Here is an 18,056-nt window from a genome sequence, read left to right on the forward strand (position 1 = left end):
ATGCAGCAGGCACCGGCCGTCATCATCACCCGGCCCGAGCCGCAGGCGAGCGACTGGGCCCAAGCCCTGCAACGCGAGCTGGGCGACCGTGCCCGGGTGCTCGTATGGCCCCTGATCGAGATTGCGGCGGTGGAGCATGCGGCCTACCGTGAGCGTCTCCACGCAGCCTGGGAGCAGTTGCCGCAGACTGCTGCAGCCTTTTTCGTCAGCGTGCCCGCCGTCGAGCATTTCTTCGCCGCCGTGGCGGATGCAGCGGCATGCTGGAATGCCGGCTACACCAGAGCATGGGCACCGGGGCGCGGTACGCTGCAGGCACTGTTGCAGGCGGGCGTGGACCCCGCACGCATAGACAGCCCTCCGCCGGATGCCGCCCAGTTCGATTCCGAAGCTCTCTGGCCCCTGATCCAGCCGCAACTGGCAGCGGCCCGGCAAGCCGGACGCTGCGTGCTGCGTGTGCGCGGCACGGATGACCCCAAACCCGATGCCATCCAGCCGGACTACGGTGCGGGGCGCGACTGGATGGGCGAGCAACTGGTCCAGGCTGGCCTGGAAGTGCGCACGGTTGTGGCGTATCAGCGACAGGCGCCACGCTGGACGCCTGCACAACAGGAGACTGTTCGCACCCTGGCCAGCCAGCGCAATCTGTGGCTCTGGAGCAGCTCGCAGGCCCTCAACCATCTGCAAACCCTGTTGCCGCAACAGGATTGGAGCCAGGCGACCGCGCTGGCCACGCATCCGCGCATCGCGGCGAGGGCACGCGAGGCCGGCTACGGCACCATTCTCCAGACCCGTCCTACACTGCATGATGTAAGCCACTCGATACAATCGTGGCTATGAGTGCTTCCCCCGAGACAACGTCCCCGGCCCCCATGACTGCGCCTCCGGTAGCGCCTGCCAGCCCGGCAGGGCAGCGTGCGGGCATGTCTGCGTTGGCGCGCGTCGTGCTGGTGCTGGCCTTGTTGCTGGCCGTCGCCGCGGCGGCCGCTGCCGGCGTCGCATGGCGACAGGTCTACCTGCTGCAGAAGCAGGTCTCGAAGCAGGTGGCCGACATGGGCCTGCAGTCGCGCGACAGCGGCACGCTCGCCCGGCTGGCCAGCGAGCAGAGCCGCGAAGCCAGTGCCAAGGTGGCGCTGCTGGATCAGCGCGTGGTGCAGCTGGACGCCCAGCGTGCCCAGGTGGACAGCGTGTTGCAGGGACTTTCCCGCGCCAAGGACGACAACCTGCTGGTGGATGTCGACTCCGTCGTGCAGATGGGGCTGCAGCAAACCCAGCTCACCGGCAGCGTGCAGCCCTTGCTGGCGGCGCTCATCAGTTCTGAAAAACGCCTCGAGAACGTCACGCAGCCGCGTCTGGTGGCCCTGCAGCTGGCCATGGCCCAGGACATCGAGCAGCTGCGCAAGACCAGCGTGAGCGACGTGGCCATGCTGGCCACCCGCATCGACAATGTGCTGCGCCAGATCGACAGCCTGCCGCTACAGAGCGACATGGCCCCCTTGCCGTCCACCGGGGGCAATGCGCCGGTTGCCACGCGCGTGCCGGCGGGTGCGCCATGGTGGCAGCAGTGGTGGGGCAGCATTTCGGACACGGCGCTGGGACTGGTGCGCGTGCGCGCCATTGCCAGCCGCGATGCAGCCCTGCTGCCCCCCGACCAGGGCATGCTGGTACGTGAAAACCTCAAGCTGCGCCTGCTCAATGCCCGCATGGCGCTGATGTCGCGCCAGTCGGAGCTGGCCCGCAATGATGTGGAGCAGGTGCAGGCCCAGCTGAAGGAGTATTTCCAGGCGGATTCGCCGCTGGTGGATGCTGCGCAGAAACAGCTGCAGGAAGTGCACAAGAACATCCATTCGGCGGAACTGCCCCAGATTCGCGGGACGCTGGAAGCCCTCACCGCGGCGAATGCCGCTGCCAGTGTTGCAGGAAACTGAGACATGCGCGCACTGCTCTGGCTGCTGACCCTGTTCGTTCTGGCGACCCTGCTGGCTTTGCTGGCGGGCAACAACCAGGCCGTCCTGACCCTGTACTGGTCGCCCACGCGCGCGATCGACATTTCGCTGAACATGGCCATCCTGATCCTGTTCGGCCTGTTCCTGCTCGGCCATGCGCTGATGCGCGGCGTGTCCGGACTGATTCAGTTGCCCCGGGATGCGCGGCGCTGGCGCATTCAGCAAAAGGAGCGTGCCCTGCACGGCCATCTGCTGGATGCCATGTCGCACTATCTGGCCGGACGTTTTTCGCGTGCCCGACAGGCCGGCCAGCGCGCCCTGCGCCAGGAAGAGGGCTTGTACGGCCAGCAGGCTGACCCCCGCGACAACGTGCCGGCGGCGCAGCGATTACCTTATCGCATGCAGCTGCGTGCCCTGACCCATTTCATCATGGCGGAAAGCAGCCAGGCCATGCAGGATGGTACGCAGCGCGACCTGCATTACACGCAGGCACTGCAGGCGGCCGAAGAATCCTCGGCGGATATCGCCGTGGAAACACGCGAAGGGATCCAGTTGCGCGCCACGCGCTGGGCGATCGAGGACCGCCAGCCTGCCGTGGCACTGGAGCGGCTGGATGCCTTGCCGCAGGGAACGGGCCGCCGGGTGCTGGCCTTGCGTCATCGCCTCAAGGCGGCACGGCAACTGGGCAATACCGATCTGGCGCTGGAAACGGCGCGGACCCTGGCACGGCACAAGGCCTTCACCCCCGATGCCGGTCGGGTGCTGGTAAGCCGCCTTATTGTGGACCAGTTCAAGTCCGCGTTCGATCTGGACCAGTTGCAACGCATCTGGATGCGTCTGGACCGCGAAGAGCGTGTCTGGCCGGAGGTCGCCTTGGCCGCGGCACGCCAGCTGGTAGCTGTCGGAGGCACGGCTGCACAGGCGCGGGCCTGGTTGCTGCCCGTGTGGGAGCGGGTGGCGGCGGGCGAGCAAAGCCTGAGCAGCAGCCAGCGCAGCGCGCTGATTGCCGCCATCGAGCCGGGGCTGGAGGGCATCGACAGCGACTGGCTGCAGCGCATCGAGACGGCCTACCAGCGCTATCCCAACCGCCCGGACGTGCAGTACCTGATGGGCATGGCCTGCATGAAGCGCCAGCTCTGGGGCAAGGCACAGCAGTTCCTGACCCAGGCGGTGCAGGGCCTGAAGGACGAGCCCGAGCTGCACCGCAATGCCTGGAGGGCACTGGCGGAACTGGCGGAAGAGCGCAATGACGGCGCTGCTGCCCAGGAAGCGTGGAAGCAGGCTGCGCTGGTGCGTTGATCTTGGGTGCGCCGTGTGGGCGCGCCGGTTTTGATTTCAAGCCCGTCGTCGAGAGAACAATGCGCTCTTTGGTGGCGGGCGAGCGCACAAGGTTGGCGCTTCGCTGCTGCAGTGTCTTGAAAAACTGTCTGCACAGCTACAGCACTTGGCTCCCGCGGTCCCCGTATCTCTCGCATCTCCCGCATCTCCCGCATCTCCCGCATCTCCCGCATCTCCCGCATCTCCCATGGCTCCCATGGCTCCCATGGCTCCCATGGCTCCCATGGCTCCCATGGCTCCCGTCGACTGCACAGTTTCACAGCACATCGGTGCGTTGCAGGCAAACGCTTCCGAGCCAGCGCATTGTGCCTCGCCTTGCGAGCGCCTTGCCTTCGCGCACGGTGCCCCCTTCAAACGCATGCCCAAGACGCAAAAAAGCCGCTTGAAGCGGCTTCTGGGGGAGTGCTCCGGCACCTGCAAGGGTGCCGGTTAGCCATCCGTCAGGCTTGTGCAGCGTCGCTGCCCTGGCCTGCTTCGGTCTCGAATGGCAGGACCATGCCAGCCAGGTCGCGACGGGTTTCCACCAGAATCAGCGGACCTTCATCCAGCACCACCATCGGGGGACGCTCGCGCGGAACGTGAACTGGCTTGGGTTCGGCTGCGATGGCGGCCTGCACGGCTGCCACCTTGTCTGCATCGGAACCCACCCACTGCAGGCCTGCATCCGAGGCGATGCGATGCAGCTCGGCTTCGGGCAGCGTGAAGGCCTGGACCTTGGGCATGCCGGCAGCAGCTGCCACGGTCACCTCCGGCTGCGCTTCGGCCTGTTCGACGCTTTCGACAGCTGCGACTGCGCTTTCAGCCGCAGGCGTTTCCACCACGGCAGGCGCGGGCAGGCCGTCCGACACCGGGGCGATCGGAGAGGGCAGGGCGGCGACGACCGCAGGAGCGGCAGCTGTCGTATCGGCACCGGCGGCGCTGTCTGCACCGGTTGCGCCCAGTGCCAGGCCCGGAACCGGAGCGTTGGCATTGGCTGCGAAGTAGCTGCGCGGGCTGGATTCCGTGCCGGAGGCTTCCGATGCGGCAGAGGTTTCACCCTCAACGGCATTGCTCAGCTCGCTGCCTTCCCCGTTCTGGGAAGAGCGGTCGCCACGACGGCGGTCACGGCCGTAGCGGTCACGCGAACGGCGCTCGCGGCGCTCGCGCACTTCGCCCTCGCCGGAGCCAGAGGTCTGGACCGCCTGCGCATCCATGGCGCTGTCTGCCACCTGGTCGGCCGCCATGGCCGTACCGGCTACTGCGCTGGCAGCGGCGGCTGCCAGTGCCGCTTCGGTGGCGCTGGATTCTTCGCCGCCCAGATCGGTCGGGACGGCAGTCTGGCGCGGACGGCGTTCGCCGCTGCGCTCTCCACTGCGTTCACCCCGCTCGCGGCGCTGGCGGTTGCCACGGCCGTCCTGGCGGTTGTCGCTGCCGGTATCCACAGCGCCTTCGCGCTGCTGCTCGTTGCGGTTCTCGCTGCGCTGCTCGCCCGTGCGGGAATCGTTGCGGCCCTCGGAAGAACGGCCTTCACCGCGGCTGCGACGCTGCTCGCCGCTGCGGCCTTCGCCGGACTTCTCGCCGCGGCTGCTGCGCTCGCCCGAGCGCTCGGAACGATCACTGCGATCGCCACGTTCGCCACCGCTGCGGTTGCCATTGCGGCTGCCGCCACGGCCGCCACGACCATTGCCGCGACGGTTGTCATCGCGTGCCGGCGTGGTTTCGGGAGCCGGTGCAACGGGAGCTACGGGTTCGACCACGGCTTCTTCTTCGGCAAAGCCGAACCAGCGCTTGATCTTCAGCCACAGCGCAGCCAGACCCGTGGCGGGCTCGGCGGCAGGCTGTACGGGGGCTGCAGCAGCCGGTGCTGCGACAGGCTCCACCACTTCCGGCTTGGGCGGAGCAATGGGTGCCGGACCATCGGGTAGCACGCCCTTGAGCACCGGCGTCTGGCGATTCGTCGGCTCTTGCGAGCGGCGCGTGACGGCGGTGGGATCCTCGACTTCCTCGGCCAGCGTGTAGCTCGCGTCCATGGTGTCCAGACGGGCATCGTCGTGCTTCAGGCGCTCCAGCTTGTAGTGCGGCGTTTCCAGGCCCTTGTTGGGCACCAGCATCACGTGCACGCGCTGCTTGAGTTCGATCTTAGCGATCTCGGGGCGCTTCTCGTTCAGCAGGAAGGAAGCCACTTCCACCGGCACCTGGGCATGCACGGCGGCCGTGCTGTCCTTCATCGCTTCTTCCTGGATGATGCGCAGGATCTGCAGGGCGCTGGATTCGGTGTCGCGCACGTGGCCGGAGCCGCCGCAGCGCGGGCAGGGGATGGAAGCGCCTTCGGACAGGGCCGGGCGCAGGCGCTGACGGCTCATTTCCATCAGGCCGAACTTGCTGATGGAACCGAACTGCACGCGCGCGCGGTCCTGACGCAGTGCATCGCGCAGGCGGTTTTCCACCTCGCGACGGTTCTTCTGCTCGTCCATGTCGATGAAGTCGATCACGATCAGGCCGCCCAGGTCGCGCAGGCGCATCTGGCGCGCCACTTCGTCGGCAGCTTCCAGGTTGGTGCGGGTGGCGGTTTCCTCGATGTCGCTGCCCTTGATGGCGCGTGCCGAGTTCACGTCGATGGAGACCAGTGCTTCGGTATGGTCGATCACGATGGCGCCGCCGCTGGGCAGCGTCACGATGCGCGCGTAGGCCGATTCGATCTGGTGCTCGATCTGGAAGCGGCTGAACAGCGGTGCGTCATCGCGGTAGCGCTTGACCTTGCCGGCATGCTCCGGCATCACGTGGTTCATGAACTGGCTGGCCTGCTCGTAGATGTCGTCGGCATCGATCAGGATGTCGCCGATCTCCGGGCTGAAGTAGTCGCGCAGGGCGCGCACCACCAGGTTGGATTCCTGGTAAATCAGGAAAGCGCCCTTGCCGGCCTGGGCGGCGCCGTCGATGGCGTCCCACAGCTTGAGCAGGTAGTTCAGGTCCCACTGCAGTTCGGGCGCGGAGCGGCCGATGCCGGCGGTGCGCGCGATGATGCTCATGCCCTTCGGGTACTCGAGCTGGTCCATCGCCTCCTTCAGCTCGGCGCGATCCTCGCCCTCGATGCGGCGGCTCACGCCACCGCCACGCGGGTTGTTGGGCATCAGCACCACATAGCGGCCGGCCAGCGAGATGAAGGTGGTCAGGGCCGCGCCCTTGTTGCCACGCTCTTCCTTCTCGACCTGGACCAGCAGCTCCTGGCCTTCCTTGATCACGTCGTTGATGCGTGCCTGGCTGACCGGCACGCCTTCGGCGAAGTACTGGCGGGAGATTTCCTTGAACGGCAGGAAGCCGTGGCGCTCTTCGCCGTAGTCGACGAAGCAGGCCTCGAGCGAGGGCTCGACGCGGGTGACGACGGCCTTGTAGATGTTGCCCTTGCGTTGCTCGCGGCCTTCGATTTCGATCTCGTAGTCGAGCAGCTTCTGGCCGTCGACAATCGCCAGGCGGCGTTCCTCGGTCTGGGTACCGTTGATCAGCATCCGTTTCATGATGCGTTTCCTTCCTGAACCCGCATGGGTTCATTGACTCTGTTGACACTGCGGGCTGGCCGCGCACAGGCGCGGACACAGCCCAGGAATGCCTGAGCGGACGCTGAAACGAAGGGAATTGCCGGAAACTGCCGGATCAGACCGCCGCGAAGGCAGACTGGAGGGCAAAGGGCGCGCGGAGGAATGCAGCAAATGGCCGCCGCCGTCCCGCTGGTACCGCAACGGCAGGCAGCCAGCCACTATCGGCCCGCAGCGCTGCCACATGCAGCGGCTGTGTGCCGGGAACAGGGAGGGAGGGGGAGGTGCGCGCGGGCAGCAGGCTGCGACGGCCGCGTCGCTGCCCACGGGGCAGCTTGACGGACAGGCCGGCAGCCAGCATCAACAGAACCAGCATCACACCTTGCACTTGCATTCGATCCATCTGCCTGAGTGGCAACAGCGCACCATTCAGGCAGTCATGTATTCCATATTCGGGGTTTCGGGCGTCAGCCTTGACTGGAGCCATCGAGGGCCACCGGGGGCGCTTGGGGCCGGCCGGTTTGCCTGCAGGACGGGGCCAGTGGCATGGACTTTCTGTGCAGTGGGGCACCGGATGCCTTGCTTGTGCCTTAAACTTATTCAAATCAAGCAGTTGCAATTACCAACTACACAGTGAAAAACATTATAGGGTCGAATGCTGCGGTTTCACAGGGGGCAGCAGCAAAGGCCGTCAAATATCTGGAGGTGGACGAGGAGTCTGCCGGCCAGCGCCTCGACAATTACCTGATCCGCCAGCTCAAGGGCGTGCCCAAGACCTATGTCTACCGCATCATCCGCAGCGGCGAGGTGCGCGTGAACAAGGGCAGGGCCAGTGCCGACAGCCGCGTGCAGCCGGGCGACGTGGTGCGCGTGCCACCCGTCCGCCTGCCCGAGCGCGCCCAGGATGGGCAGGCCCAGGCAGCCACACCCGCGCGCGAGTTTCCGGCCTTGCTCGAGGACGACTGGCTGATTGCCGTGAACAAGCCGGCCGGCGTGGCCGTGCATGGCGGCAGTGGCGTGAGCTTCGGCGTGATCGAGCAGCTGCGCCGTGCCCGCCCGCAGGCGCGCTTTCTGGAACTGGTGCACCGGCTCGACCGGGAAACCAGCGGCATCCTGCTGATCGCCAAGAAGCGCTCGGCCCTGACGGGCCTGCAGGACCAGTTCCGCCAGCGCGAAACCGGCAAGACCTATCTGGCGCTGGTGCTGGGCGACTGGCCCGCCAACCGCAAGGTGATCGACACGCCGCTGCGCAAGTATCTGCTGCCCTCCGGAGACAATGCCGAGGGCGAGCGTCGTGTGCGCACCACGACCAGGGAGGATCCCGAAGGCATGAAGGCCGTCACGCTGGTGAAGGTGGCGCAGCGCGTGCCGCATCCGCTGGGCGACATGAGCCTGCTGGAGGTCACGATCAAGACCGGCCGCACGCACCAGATCCGCGTGCATCTGGCATCCAGTGGCCATCCGATCGCCGGCGACGAGAAATACGGCGATTTTGCCCGCAACAAGGCACTGGAAAAAGCTGGCCTCAGGCGCATGTTCCTGCATGCCTGGCGCTTGCGCTTCACCCATCCTTCCACCGGCGAAACGGTGGCGCTGGAGCAGCCGCTGGAGCCGGCGTTGCAGAATTTCATCACGCCCCGTGCCGCTAGTTGAGGCGCGGTGATCGGCGACAATGGCGGCAAGAGGTCAGGGCACAACCCTGACAACCGATGTATCCGGAAGTTCACACCATGGCGCACCGTTTTGACCTGATTTGCTTTGACTGGGACGGCACCCTGTTCGATTCCACTGCCAGCATCACCTCTGCACTGCAGCAGGCCGTGGTGGATGTGGGCGGTGAGCGTCCGACGCGCGAACTGGCCCGCTACGTGATCGGCCTCGGGCTGCAGGACGCGCTGGCGCGCGTCGCCCCGGATGTGCCGCCATCCCGGTACCGGGCATTGAGCGATCGCTATCGCCACCACTATTTCCAGCATGCCACGCAGATCACGCTGTTCGAAGGCATCGAAGGGGTGCTGGCCGACCTGCGTGGCCGGGGACACCGGCTGGCGGTCGCCACCGGCAAGAGCCGCCGGGGGCTGGACGAGGCGCTGGCTACGGTATCGCTGGGCGACATGTTCGATGCCACGCGCACGGCCGACCAGACTGCCGGCAAGCCGCATCCGCTCATGCTGTACGAACTGATGGATGAGCTGGAAGTCAAGCCCGAGCACACGCTGATGATTGGCGATACCTCGCACGATCTGGAACTCGCGCGCAACGCCGGCTGCAGCTGCGTGGCGGTGAGCTACGGCGCCCACAGCGTGGCCGGCCTGCAGGAATGGTCGCCGCTGTACGTGGCGCATTCGGTGCGCGATCTGGGGCAGTGGCTCAGGACCGAAGTCCATTCCCCCTTGCAGCCGTCCTGATTGCAGCCATGCCTTTGCCGCCCGGCGCCATTGCCCTCTGTGCTTCCGATGCCCTCCGCGATGGCGGGCTTGCCGTGCCGTTCGAGGTGCTGCACGAGGGCGTCCCGAACCGGGCTTTCGCAGTGCGCCATGAAGGACAGGTGGCTGCTTTCCTGAACCGCTGCACCCATGTGGCCATGGAGCTGGACTGGCAGCCCAACCGCGTGTTCGATGCCTCGGGCGAATGGCTGATCTGCGCCAGCCATGGCGCCATCTTTCATCCGACCTCCGGCGAATGCATGGGAGGCCCCTGCAACGGCGGTCTGGTACGCATCGCCTTGCTGGAGCAGGATGGACAGGTCTGGTGGTTGCCTGATGCACACACTGTTGCACCTGAAGTCGCTGCCGGAGACGACTGAAGCCGGCAGCGCCCTGACGCCAGCTTCTACAATCAGGGCTTTCCCTTTGACTGGTCGCCTTGCGGCGCCAGACCGACCAAGATCGCATCATGCCCGATATTTCTGACGACCTCATCCCTGCAACCCCGCGCAAGCCGGACTGGGAGCGTGCCATGCTGGAAAAGGTGGCCATGGCCTCCATCCGCGAGCAGCAGGCGAACCGGCGCTGGAAAACGTTTGTGCGCATGGCTTGGCTGCTGTTCTTTGCCGTGCTGGCCTGGATGTTCTTCCAGCGCGGTGCACCCGATGCCGCCAAGATGACCTCCCCGCACACGGCCGTGATCGAAATCCGCGGCGACATTGCGGACGGAGCCGACAGCAGCGCCGCCAACATCGTCCCCGCCGTCAAGCGCGCCTTCGAGGATGCAGGCTCCAGGGCCGTGGTGCTGTCCATCAACTCGGGCGGTGGCAGCCCGGTGCAGGCCGGCATCATCAATGACGAGCTGATGCGCATGAAGGCGCACTACAAGAAGCCGCTGTATGCCGTGGTGGGCGACAGCTGTGCCTCCGGCGCCTATTACATTGCCGTGGCGGCCGACCAGATCTTCGTGGACAAGGCCAGCCTGATCGGCAGCGTGGGCGTGCTGATGGACGGTTTCGGCTTCACCGGCACCATGGAAAAGCTGGGCGTGGAGCGCCGCCTGATCGCGGCAGGCAATAACAAGGGCTTCATGGACCCCTTCAGCCCGATGAGCGAGACGCAGCGCGTGCACGCCCAGACCATGCTCGACCAGATCCACCAACAGTTCATCCAGGTGGTGCGCACCGGCCGCGGCACGCGCCTGAAGGAAACTCCCGAAATGTTCAGCGGTCTGGTCTGGACCGGCCAGCAGGCCATCCAGATGGGGCTGGCCGACAAGCTGGGCGGCACCGACTATGTGGCGCGTGAAGTAGTCAAGCAGGAGCGCCTGGTGGATTACACGCAGCGTGAGAACGTGGCAGAAAAACTGGCCAAGCGTTTCGGTGCGGCTGTGGGCGACGGTGCCATGCGCGCCATGCACGCCACATCGGCCCTGCGCTGAATCCCCCGAATTTGTTAAGTATTTATCTTTTCTACACAAATCTGTAGCAAAAACCGTCATGGTGCGTGGTTAAACTGGCCCGAGCCACATTCCGAAGCAGGGGGATGCCACCCTGCCAGGTGGGGTGGGGCTCGCACCGATTCCGCCTTGCGGATCGGCCTGAAACTTACCCCTCAAGGGAGGCACCATGTCAATTGATCTGTTGGCGCTGTTGCAGGAAAAGGTGGGCGGCGCGCTAAACAATTTTGCAAGCAGCCAGCTGGGCGAGTCGCCCAGCATGGCGTCCAAGGCAGTTTCCCAGATCCTGCCGGCATTGCTGGGCAAGCTGGCCGGCCAGACCGGCGATGCCAGCCGCATGACCCAGCTGTTCAACCTGGTCACCGGTCCGCAGGTGGACAGTACCCTGGTCGATATCGAGCCCTCGCTGCTGGACAAGGGCCGTCAGTGGCTGTCCCTGCTCTTTGGCGATAGTGCCGGCCTGACCAATCTCCTCGCCGGCCGCACCGGCCTGTCCGCAGACAAGACCGGTACGCTCATGGCTGCGGCGCTCCCCATGCTGCTGGGCGTGCTGCGCTCGCAGGTGCAAACCGGCAAGCTGACGCAGCCCCAGTTTGTCAGCCTGCTGTCCGGCCAGCGCGGTCTGCTCGACCGCGTGCTGGGTTCTGATCTGGCTACGGCGCTGGGCCTGGGTGCGGTGGCTGCTGCTGCGCCCGTGGCGGCAGAGGCGCGTCCTGCTGCGGCACCGGTCACGCCGCCGCCTGTGCGCGCCGTCACGCCGGCACCCGCCAGCGGCGGCTGGATGAAGTGGTTGTGGCTGGCGCTGGCTGCCCTGGCTGCGCTGTTGCTGCTCAAGTTCTGCGGCCAGAAGCCGGTCGATACGACGGCCCCTGCCAGTGCCGCAAGCGCTGAATCCGTGGTGGTGGCGCCGGCCGAGCCCGCCTCCGTCCCAGCCTCCGAACCGGCTGTGGTGGCGCCGATGGCTTCCGAGCCGGCCATGCCTGCCACGACTGCTGCTTCCGAGACAGGCGCCGCGATGACGGCTGACACCACTGCTTCTGCAGCGGCCACGACCGATCTCGCAGCCGATGCCAGCGCCGTGAAGTACGAGAACGAGGTGCTGTCGTTCTACTTCGCTACCGGCAAGACCGATGTCGACAAGATGGCGGCCGATGCCGTTTCTGCTGACATCGTCGCCCTGGGCAAGGAAGGCAAGACCCTGGTGGTCAGCGGCTACAACGATCCGCGTGGCAACAAGGCCATGAACGAGGAGCTGTCCAAGAACCGCGCCAAGGCAGTCAAGGCCTATCTGGTGGAGCAGGGCGTGCCGGAAGGCAAGATCGAGCTGCGCAAGCCGACCGAAACCGATGGCCAGAGCGGTAGCCTCGCCCAGGACCGTCGTGTGGACGTGAAAGCCGAATAAGCGGCTTCACCTGGCCGCCCCCGTGCGGCCGACGAACGGAAACCCCGCTGCGGCGGGGTTTTCCATTTGCTCACATCTTCCCCGGGTGTCGCCCCGGAACTGCCATATGTAACTGCTACCATACGTTCCATGCTGATGTACCCCCATATTGATCCCGTCGCCGTGCAGATCGGGCCGCTTGCCGTGCACTGGTACGGGCTGACTTATCTGGCCGCATTCGGCCTGTTTCTGCTGCTGGGCATGCGCCGCCTGCGCCACGAGCCCTTCGCCAGCGTGCAGGGGGCCGGTGCCTGGAGTCGCAAGGATGTGGAAGACATCCTGTTCCTCGGTGTCATGGGCGTGATCATCGGCGGCCGGCTGGGCTACTGCCTGTTCTACAAGCCGGAGTACTATCTGGCCAACCCGCTGGACATCTTCAAGGTCTGGCAGGGCGGCATGAGCTTTCATGGCGGATTGCTGGGCGTGATTGCCTCCATGACCTGGTTTGCCCGCTCGCGCAGCAAGCCCTGGCTGCAGGTGGCGGATTTTGTGGCCCCCTGTGTGCCTACCGGTCTGGCCGCGGGCCGCATCGGCAACTTCATCAACGGCGAGCTCTGGGGCCGCCTGGCCGATCCTTCGCTGCCCTGGGCCATGGTGTTTCCACACAGCGGCACCATGCTGCCGCGCCATCCCTCGCAGATCTACCAGTTCCTGCTGGAGGGCCTGCTGCTGTTCGTGCTGCTCTGGTTCTATGCCCGCAAGGAGCGCAAGCCCGGGCAGGTAGCCGGCATGTTCCTGCTGGGCTATGGCGTGTTCCGCTTCATCGCCGAGTATTTCCGCGAGCCGGACGACTTCCTCGGCCTGCTGGGGCTGGGCCTGAGCATGGGCCAGTGGCTGTGCATTCCCATGATCCTGGGCGGTGCCGCCCTGTGGTTCTGGTCGCACCAGCATTACAGCCAGACGCCCGCTGCCCGCTGAATAACAACAGTTGATTGCCAGATATACCAAGAGTGAATGCCATGGCCGAAGTTTTGTGCCTGATCGACGAAACCCCCGGTGCCCGTCACGCCTCCGTCACCCTGCGCCATACAGGCAAGTTCAACGCCATGTCGCGCGGCATGTGGGAGCAGTTGCAGCAGGTGTTTACACAGTTGCAGCGTGAGGCCCATGCCGAGGATCCGCTGCGCTGTGTGGTGGTGCAGGGTGCCGAAGGACACTTCTGCTCCGGCGGCGACATTGCCGAATACAGCGATTTCCGTTTCGATACCGGCAGCCTGCGCCACTTTCATGAAGAACTGGTCTGGGGCGGCCTTTCCGCCGTGCTGGCCTGCGATGCCCCGGTGATTGCCGCCATCGAGGGCAACTGCATGGGCGCCGGCGTGGAGATTGCAAGCTGCTGCGACATCCGCGTGGCCACGCGCCAGAGCCGCTACGGTGCCCCCATTGCCAAGCTCGGCTTTCCCATGGCTCCGCGCGAGGCGGCACTGGTGGCCGGCGTGCTCGGCCCGACGCTGGCGCGCTCCATGCTGCTCGAGGCAGCCGTCTACCAGGCGCCCGACATGGTCACGCACGGCTATCTCACGCGCGTGGTGGAGGGCAACGCCGAACTGCGCCAGGACATCCAGCAGTCCGTGGCCCGCATATTGCAATTGTCACCGTCGGCGGCGCGTCTGCACAAGCAGATGATGCGCGAATGGCTGCAGGCCCAGGAAGACATGCTGCTGCGCCAGTGCAGCACCGCCTATGACTATGCCGACAGCGAGGAACACCGCGAAGGCATTGGCGCCTTTCTGGAGAAGCGGCCAGCCCGGTTCTGATGGCTTGCCGGTGGCAGGGCCGGGGCAGTTGGCCCGCTGCCACCCCTGTTTCCCCCGTCGGTCAAGTGCATCCCTGAATGCCCGACCGGGGTAATGTGTAAATCTGCACACGAGGCAGGTCCGGCTTCGTACAATGGCGCTGCATTTGAAAGTTGTACACCATTCCTGTTCCTGGCGGCATTGCAGTAGGGCAGGAGTGGCACAGGATCATGTCTACCGTCGCCTTGCCTGCCAACGCTACCCAGATCGAGCTGCTGGACGACCCCGATGAGTGGGGCGCGTTCAGCCGCCGCTGTGCCAATCAGGCCGACACCTGGGAGTCCAGCGTCGCCATCGAGGGCATGCACTGCGCGGCCTGCGCGCTGACGGTGGAGGATGCGCTCAAGGCCGTGCCCGGCGTCAAGGAGGTGCAGGTCAGCCCCGGCAGCCACCGCGCCCGCGTGACCTGGCTGCCGGAGCAGGTCAAGCCTTCGCAGTGGATGCAGGCCCTGCAGGGCACCGGCTACCGCGCCGTTCCGGCCAACGATGCCTTTGCCAGCCAGCGCCGCCGCCAGGAGGCGCGCCAGACCGTCTGGCAATGGGGCGTGGCTGGCGTCGTGATGATGCAGGTCATGATGTATGCATGGCCCGAATACGTCAGTGACAACATTGCGCCCGAGGCGCGTCACCTGCTGCGCTGGGGTTCCTGGATTCTGTCCGTGCTGGTGGTGCTGTTCTCCTGCCGGCCGTTCTTCCGCAATGCCCTGAACGATATCCGCCACCGCCGCATCAGCATGGATCTGCCGGTGGCGCTGGGCATGCTGATCACCTTCATCGTGAGCACATTGGGCACCTTCGAGCCCGACGGCATGTTCGGCCGCGAAGTCTATTTCGACTCGCTCACCATGTTCGTGTTCTTCCTGCTCACCGGCCGCTGGCTCGAGTGGCGCGTGCGCGATCGCACCGCCGGCGCCCTCGAGGCGCTGATGAACCGCCTGCCCGAGAGCGTGGAACGCCGCAACAAGAAGGGCATCTTCGAACGCGTCACGCTGCGCCGCCTCAAGGTGGGCGATCTGGTGCGCGTGCTGCCGGGCGAGTCCTTCCCCGGTGACGGCACCGTGGTCGATGGCCGCACCATGGTCGACGAGGCACTGCTTACGGGCGAATCGCGTCCGCTGGCGCGCGAAACCGGTGCCCAGGTGATTGCCGGCAGCCACAACATCCAGTCCCCGATCGAGATGCGCATCGACAAGCTGGGCGCCAACACGCGCTATGCCCAGATCGTCGAGATGATGGAGAACGCCTCGGTCGACAAGCCGCGCCTCGCGCAGTTCGCAGACCGTTTCGCCAAGCCGTTCCTGATCGTGGTGCTGCTGGCGGCAGGCCTGTCGGCAGCCTGGTGGTGGCAGGAAGATCCGGCCCATGCCGTGATGATTGCCGTGGCCGTGCTGATCGTGACCTGCCCGTGCGCCTTGTCGCTGGCCACGCCGGCGGCCATGCTGGCTGCTGCCGGCGGTCTGGCGCGCCGCGGCGTGCTGGTACGCCGTCTGCAGGCGCTGGAAATGCTGTCCCAGATCGATACCGTGGTCTTCGACAAGACCGGCACCCTGACCGCCGACACCATTGCGCTCGAGCGTGTGCTGGTGCGCGCCGGTGCCGATACGCAGCAGGTTCTGCTGCAGGCCGCCGCTCTGGCACGCCATTCGCTGCACCCGGTGTCCCGTGCGCTGGTCGAGGCAGCCGGCCTGGAAGGCGAAGCGCTGCTGCAGCAACAATGGATCGCCACGCACGTGACCGAACATCCTGGCAAGGGCATGGAAGGGCAGGTGGCCTCTTGCGGCGCGGAGGCGGCCAGCGGCCAGACCATGCGCCTGGGCTCCGACCTGTTCTGCGGCGTGAGCCCGCAGACCATTGCCGAACTGCCCCCCGACACCCTGCACGCCAACCTGAGCGACGAGCAGGGCTGGCTGGCCACCTTCGTGCTGCGCGAGGACTTGCGCGCCGACGCCCAGGCGGCAGTCGATACGCTGCGCGATGCCGGCCTGCGCCTGCAGGTGCTCTCGGGCGACCGCCCGCACGCCGTGCAGCGCATTGCCGACCAGCTGGGGCTGGAGCAGGCCCAGGGCGGCTGCACTGCCTCCGACAAGCTCTCCTTCCTGCGCGCCGAGCAGCAGCGCGGTCACCATGTGGCCATGGTGGGAGACGGCATCAACGATGGCCCGGTGCTGGCCGGTGCCCATGTGTCGTTCGCGCTCGGCAAGGCTGTTCCGCTGGCGCAGGCACAGTCCGACTTCGTGATTCTCGGCAGCAGCCTGCAGGCCGTTGCCGACAGTTTCCGCCTGGCCCGCAGTACCATGCGCGTGGTGCGCGAGAACCTGCTGTGGGCGGCACTCTACAACCTGATCGGCATTCCATTGGCCGTGATGGGTCTGGTTCCGGCCTGGCTGGCCGGTCTGGGGATGGCTGCCAGCTCCCTGCTGGTGGTCCTCAATGCCCTGCGCCTGGTGCGCAAGCTGGACTGAAGGGGAAAGGAGGCAAGGCCTATGGATATTCTCTATTTGCTGATCCCGCTGTCGGTCGGACTGGTGTTCTTCATCCTGGCCGGACTGTGGTGGGCGATCCACAGCGGCCAGTTCGAGGACATCGAGGCCGAGGGCCAACGGATCTTCAAACAGGATTGATGTGTGTCAAGTTGTGTTTTACGGATAAGATTACGCTTAGCAGGGTTTTTTTAGAAAGAGGTGAAAATGAATTTCTCCAATATGCAGGCGACTACGTACAACGACAAGGTTGTACGCCAGTTCGCCATAATGACCGTCGTCTGGGGCGTGGTCGGCATGCTGGTTGGCGTGATCGTCGCCGCCCAGCTGACCTGGCCTGAGCTCAACTTTGGCATTCCGTGGCTGTCCTATGGCCGCCTGCGTCCGCTGCACACCAATGCGGTGATCTTCGCATTCGGCGGCTCCGGTCTCTTTGCCACCTCCTACTACGTCGTCCAGCGTACCTGCCAGGTCCGCCTGTTCGGCGACAAGCTGGCTGCCTTCACCTTCTGGGGCTGGCAGCTGGTCATCGTGGCTGCCGCCATTTCCCTGCCGCTGGGTTACACCACCAGCAAGGAATACGCTGAACTCGAATGGCCCATCGACATCCTGATCACGCTGGTCTGGGTGGCTTACGCCGTCGTGTTCTTCGGCACCATCGGTACCCGCAAGGTGCGTCACATCTACGTGGCCAACTGGTTCTACGGCGCGTTCATCCTGACCATTGCCGTGCTGCACCTGGTCAACAGCGCTGCGCTGCCCGCAGGCCTGATGAAGTCCTACTCCGCCTACGCCGGCGTGCAGGATGCCATGGTCCAGTGGTGGTACGGCCACAACGCCGTGGGCTTCTTCCTGACTGCAGGCTTCCTGGGCATGATGTACTACTTCGTGCCGAAGCAGGCTGGCCGTCCGGTGTACTCCTACCGCCTGTCCATCGTGCACTTCTGGGCACTGATCTTCACCTACATGTGGGCCGGCCCGCACCACCTGCACTACACGGCGCTGCCCGACTGGACGCAGTCCGTGGGCATGACGTTCTCCCTGATCCTGCTGGCTCCCAGCTGGGGCGGCATGATCAACGGCATCATGACCCTGTCCGGCGCATGGCACAAGCTGCGTGACGACCCCATCCTGCGCTTCCTGATCGTGTCCCTGTCGTTCTACGGCATGTCCACCTTCGAAGGCCCGATGATGTCCATCAAGACCGTCAACGCGCTGAGCCACTACACCGACTGGACCGTGGGCCACGTGCACTCCGGCGCTCTGGGCTGGGTGGGTCTGGTGACCATGGGTTCGCTGTACTACCTGATTCCCAAGCTGTTCGGCAAGAAGGAAATGTATAGCGTCAAGGCGATCGAGGTCCACTTCTGGACGGCCACCATCGGCATCGTGCTGTACATCGCCGCCATGTGGATTGCCGGTGTGATGCAGGGCCTGATGTGGCGTGCCATCAACGCCGACGGTACCCTGACCTACACCTTCGTGGAAAGCGTCAAGGCCACCTTCCCGTTCTATGCCATTCGTCTGCTGGGCGGTGTGCTCTACCTGGGCGGCATGTGCATCATGCTGTGGAACACCCTGATGACTGCCAGCAAGGGTCGCTCTGTCACGACCCAGATCCCGGCGCTCAATCCCGCACACGCCTAAGGAGCAAGAATAAA

The 18,056-nt window shown here is 65.5% G+C and carries 14 protein-coding genes; 13 read left to right on the plus strand and 1 reads right to left on the minus strand.

Features of this window, described 5'->3' with window-relative positions:
- Genes BMW28_RS07295 through BMW28_RS07305 form a run of 3 tightly spaced genes read left to right on the plus strand, consistent with a single transcriptional unit; the run spans window position 1 to window position 3,242 of the window.
- On the plus strand, window positions 1-837 hold the full coding sequence (locus BMW28_RS07295; protein WP_091815977.1) for a uroporphyrinogen-III synthase: 837 nt from the start codon (window positions 1-3) through the stop codon (window positions 835-837).
- A gap of 32 nt (window positions 838-869) precedes the next feature.
- Window positions 870-1,925 (plus strand): uroporphyrinogen-III C-methyltransferase, encoded by a 1,056-nt coding sequence (locus BMW28_RS07300; protein ID WP_159430732.1) that lies wholly within the window; start codon window positions 870-872, stop codon window positions 1,923-1,925.
- A 3-nt stretch (window positions 1,926-1,928) separates the two neighbouring features.
- Window positions 1,929-3,242 carry a heme biosynthesis HemY N-terminal domain-containing protein gene (locus tag BMW28_RS07305; RefSeq protein ID WP_091815981.1) on the plus strand — a complete coding sequence of 438 codons (1,314 nt, stop codon included), beginning with the start codon at window positions 1,929-1,931 and terminating at the stop codon, window positions 3,240-3,242.
- Between the two features lie 479 nt (window positions 3,243-3,721).
- Here the strand turns inward: BMW28_RS07305 and BMW28_RS07315 are convergent, their stop codons facing one another.
- A complete protein-coding gene (locus BMW28_RS07315) occupies window positions 3,722-6,775 on the minus strand; it encodes an Rne/Rng family ribonuclease (RefSeq protein WP_091815987.1) in 3,054 nt (1,017 codons plus the stop codon).
- Between the two features lie 651 nt (window positions 6,776-7,426).
- Between BMW28_RS07315 and BMW28_RS07325 the strand changes: the two genes are divergently transcribed.
- From BMW28_RS07325 to ccoN, 10 genes are all read left to right on the plus strand, one after another.
- The gene (locus BMW28_RS07325; protein WP_091815993.1) at window positions 7,427-8,446 is read left to right on the plus strand and encodes an RluA family pseudouridine synthase; all 1,020 of its coding nucleotides are present in this window, start codon (window positions 7,427-7,429) and stop codon (window positions 8,444-8,446) included.
- A 77-nt stretch (window positions 8,447-8,523) separates the two neighbouring features.
- A complete protein-coding gene (locus BMW28_RS07330; RefSeq protein WP_091816211.1) occupies window positions 8,524-9,201 on the plus strand; it encodes an HAD family hydrolase in 678 nt (225 codons plus the stop codon).
- A gap of 8 nt (window positions 9,202-9,209) precedes the next feature.
- Window positions 9,210-9,599, plus strand: coding sequence for a Rieske (2Fe-2S) protein (locus BMW28_RS07335; RefSeq protein ID WP_091815996.1), 390 nt, complete (start codon window positions 9,210-9,212; stop codon window positions 9,597-9,599).
- An 89-nt stretch (window positions 9,600-9,688) separates the two neighbouring features.
- Window positions 9,689-10,660, plus strand: a complete 972-nt coding sequence (locus tag BMW28_RS07340) for a S49 family peptidase (RefSeq protein WP_091816214.1) — start codon at window positions 9,689-9,691, stop codon at window positions 10,658-10,660.
- A gap of 187 nt (window positions 10,661-10,847) precedes the next feature.
- The gene (locus BMW28_RS07345) at window positions 10,848-12,080 is read left to right on the plus strand and encodes an OmpA family protein (RefSeq protein WP_091815998.1); all 1,233 of its coding nucleotides are present in this window, start codon (window positions 10,848-10,850) and stop codon (window positions 12,078-12,080) included.
- 129 nt (window positions 12,081-12,209) lie between these two features.
- Window positions 12,210-13,037 carry a prolipoprotein diacylglyceryl transferase gene (gene lgt, locus BMW28_RS07350; RefSeq protein WP_091816001.1) on the plus strand — a complete coding sequence of 276 codons (828 nt, stop codon included), beginning with the start codon at window positions 12,210-12,212 and terminating at the stop codon, window positions 13,035-13,037.
- A 41-nt stretch (window positions 13,038-13,078) separates the two neighbouring features.
- Entirely contained in the window at window positions 13,079-13,876 is a 798-nt protein-coding gene (locus BMW28_RS07355; RefSeq protein WP_091816004.1) for an enoyl-CoA hydratase/isomerase family protein, read from the plus strand.
- Window positions 13,877-14,085: 209 nt separating this feature from the next.
- Window positions 14,086-16,377: a heavy metal translocating P-type ATPase gene (locus tag BMW28_RS07360; RefSeq protein ID WP_200785755.1), complete on the plus strand. Its 2,292-nt coding sequence runs from the start codon at window positions 14,086-14,088 to the stop codon at window positions 16,375-16,377.
- 21 nt (window positions 16,378-16,398) lie between these two features.
- The gene (gene ccoS, locus BMW28_RS07365; protein ID WP_091816006.1) at window positions 16,399-16,536 is read left to right on the plus strand and encodes a cbb3-type cytochrome oxidase assembly protein CcoS; all 138 of its coding nucleotides are present in this window, start codon (window positions 16,399-16,401) and stop codon (window positions 16,534-16,536) included.
- Window positions 16,537-16,602: 66 nt separating this feature from the next.
- Complete coding sequence (ccoN, locus tag BMW28_RS07370; RefSeq protein WP_091816008.1) at window positions 16,603-18,042, plus strand: cytochrome-c oxidase, cbb3-type subunit I; 1,440 nt, start codon at window positions 16,603-16,605, stop codon at window positions 18,040-18,042.
- Window positions 18,043-18,056: the final 14 nt, after the last annotated feature.

Origin of the sequence: Allobrachymonas denitrificans DSM 15123 (genome assembly GCF_900110225.1) — a bacterium.
Taxonomy (GTDB): Bacteria; Pseudomonadota; Gammaproteobacteria; order Burkholderiales; family Burkholderiaceae_C; genus Brachymonas; species Brachymonas denitrificans.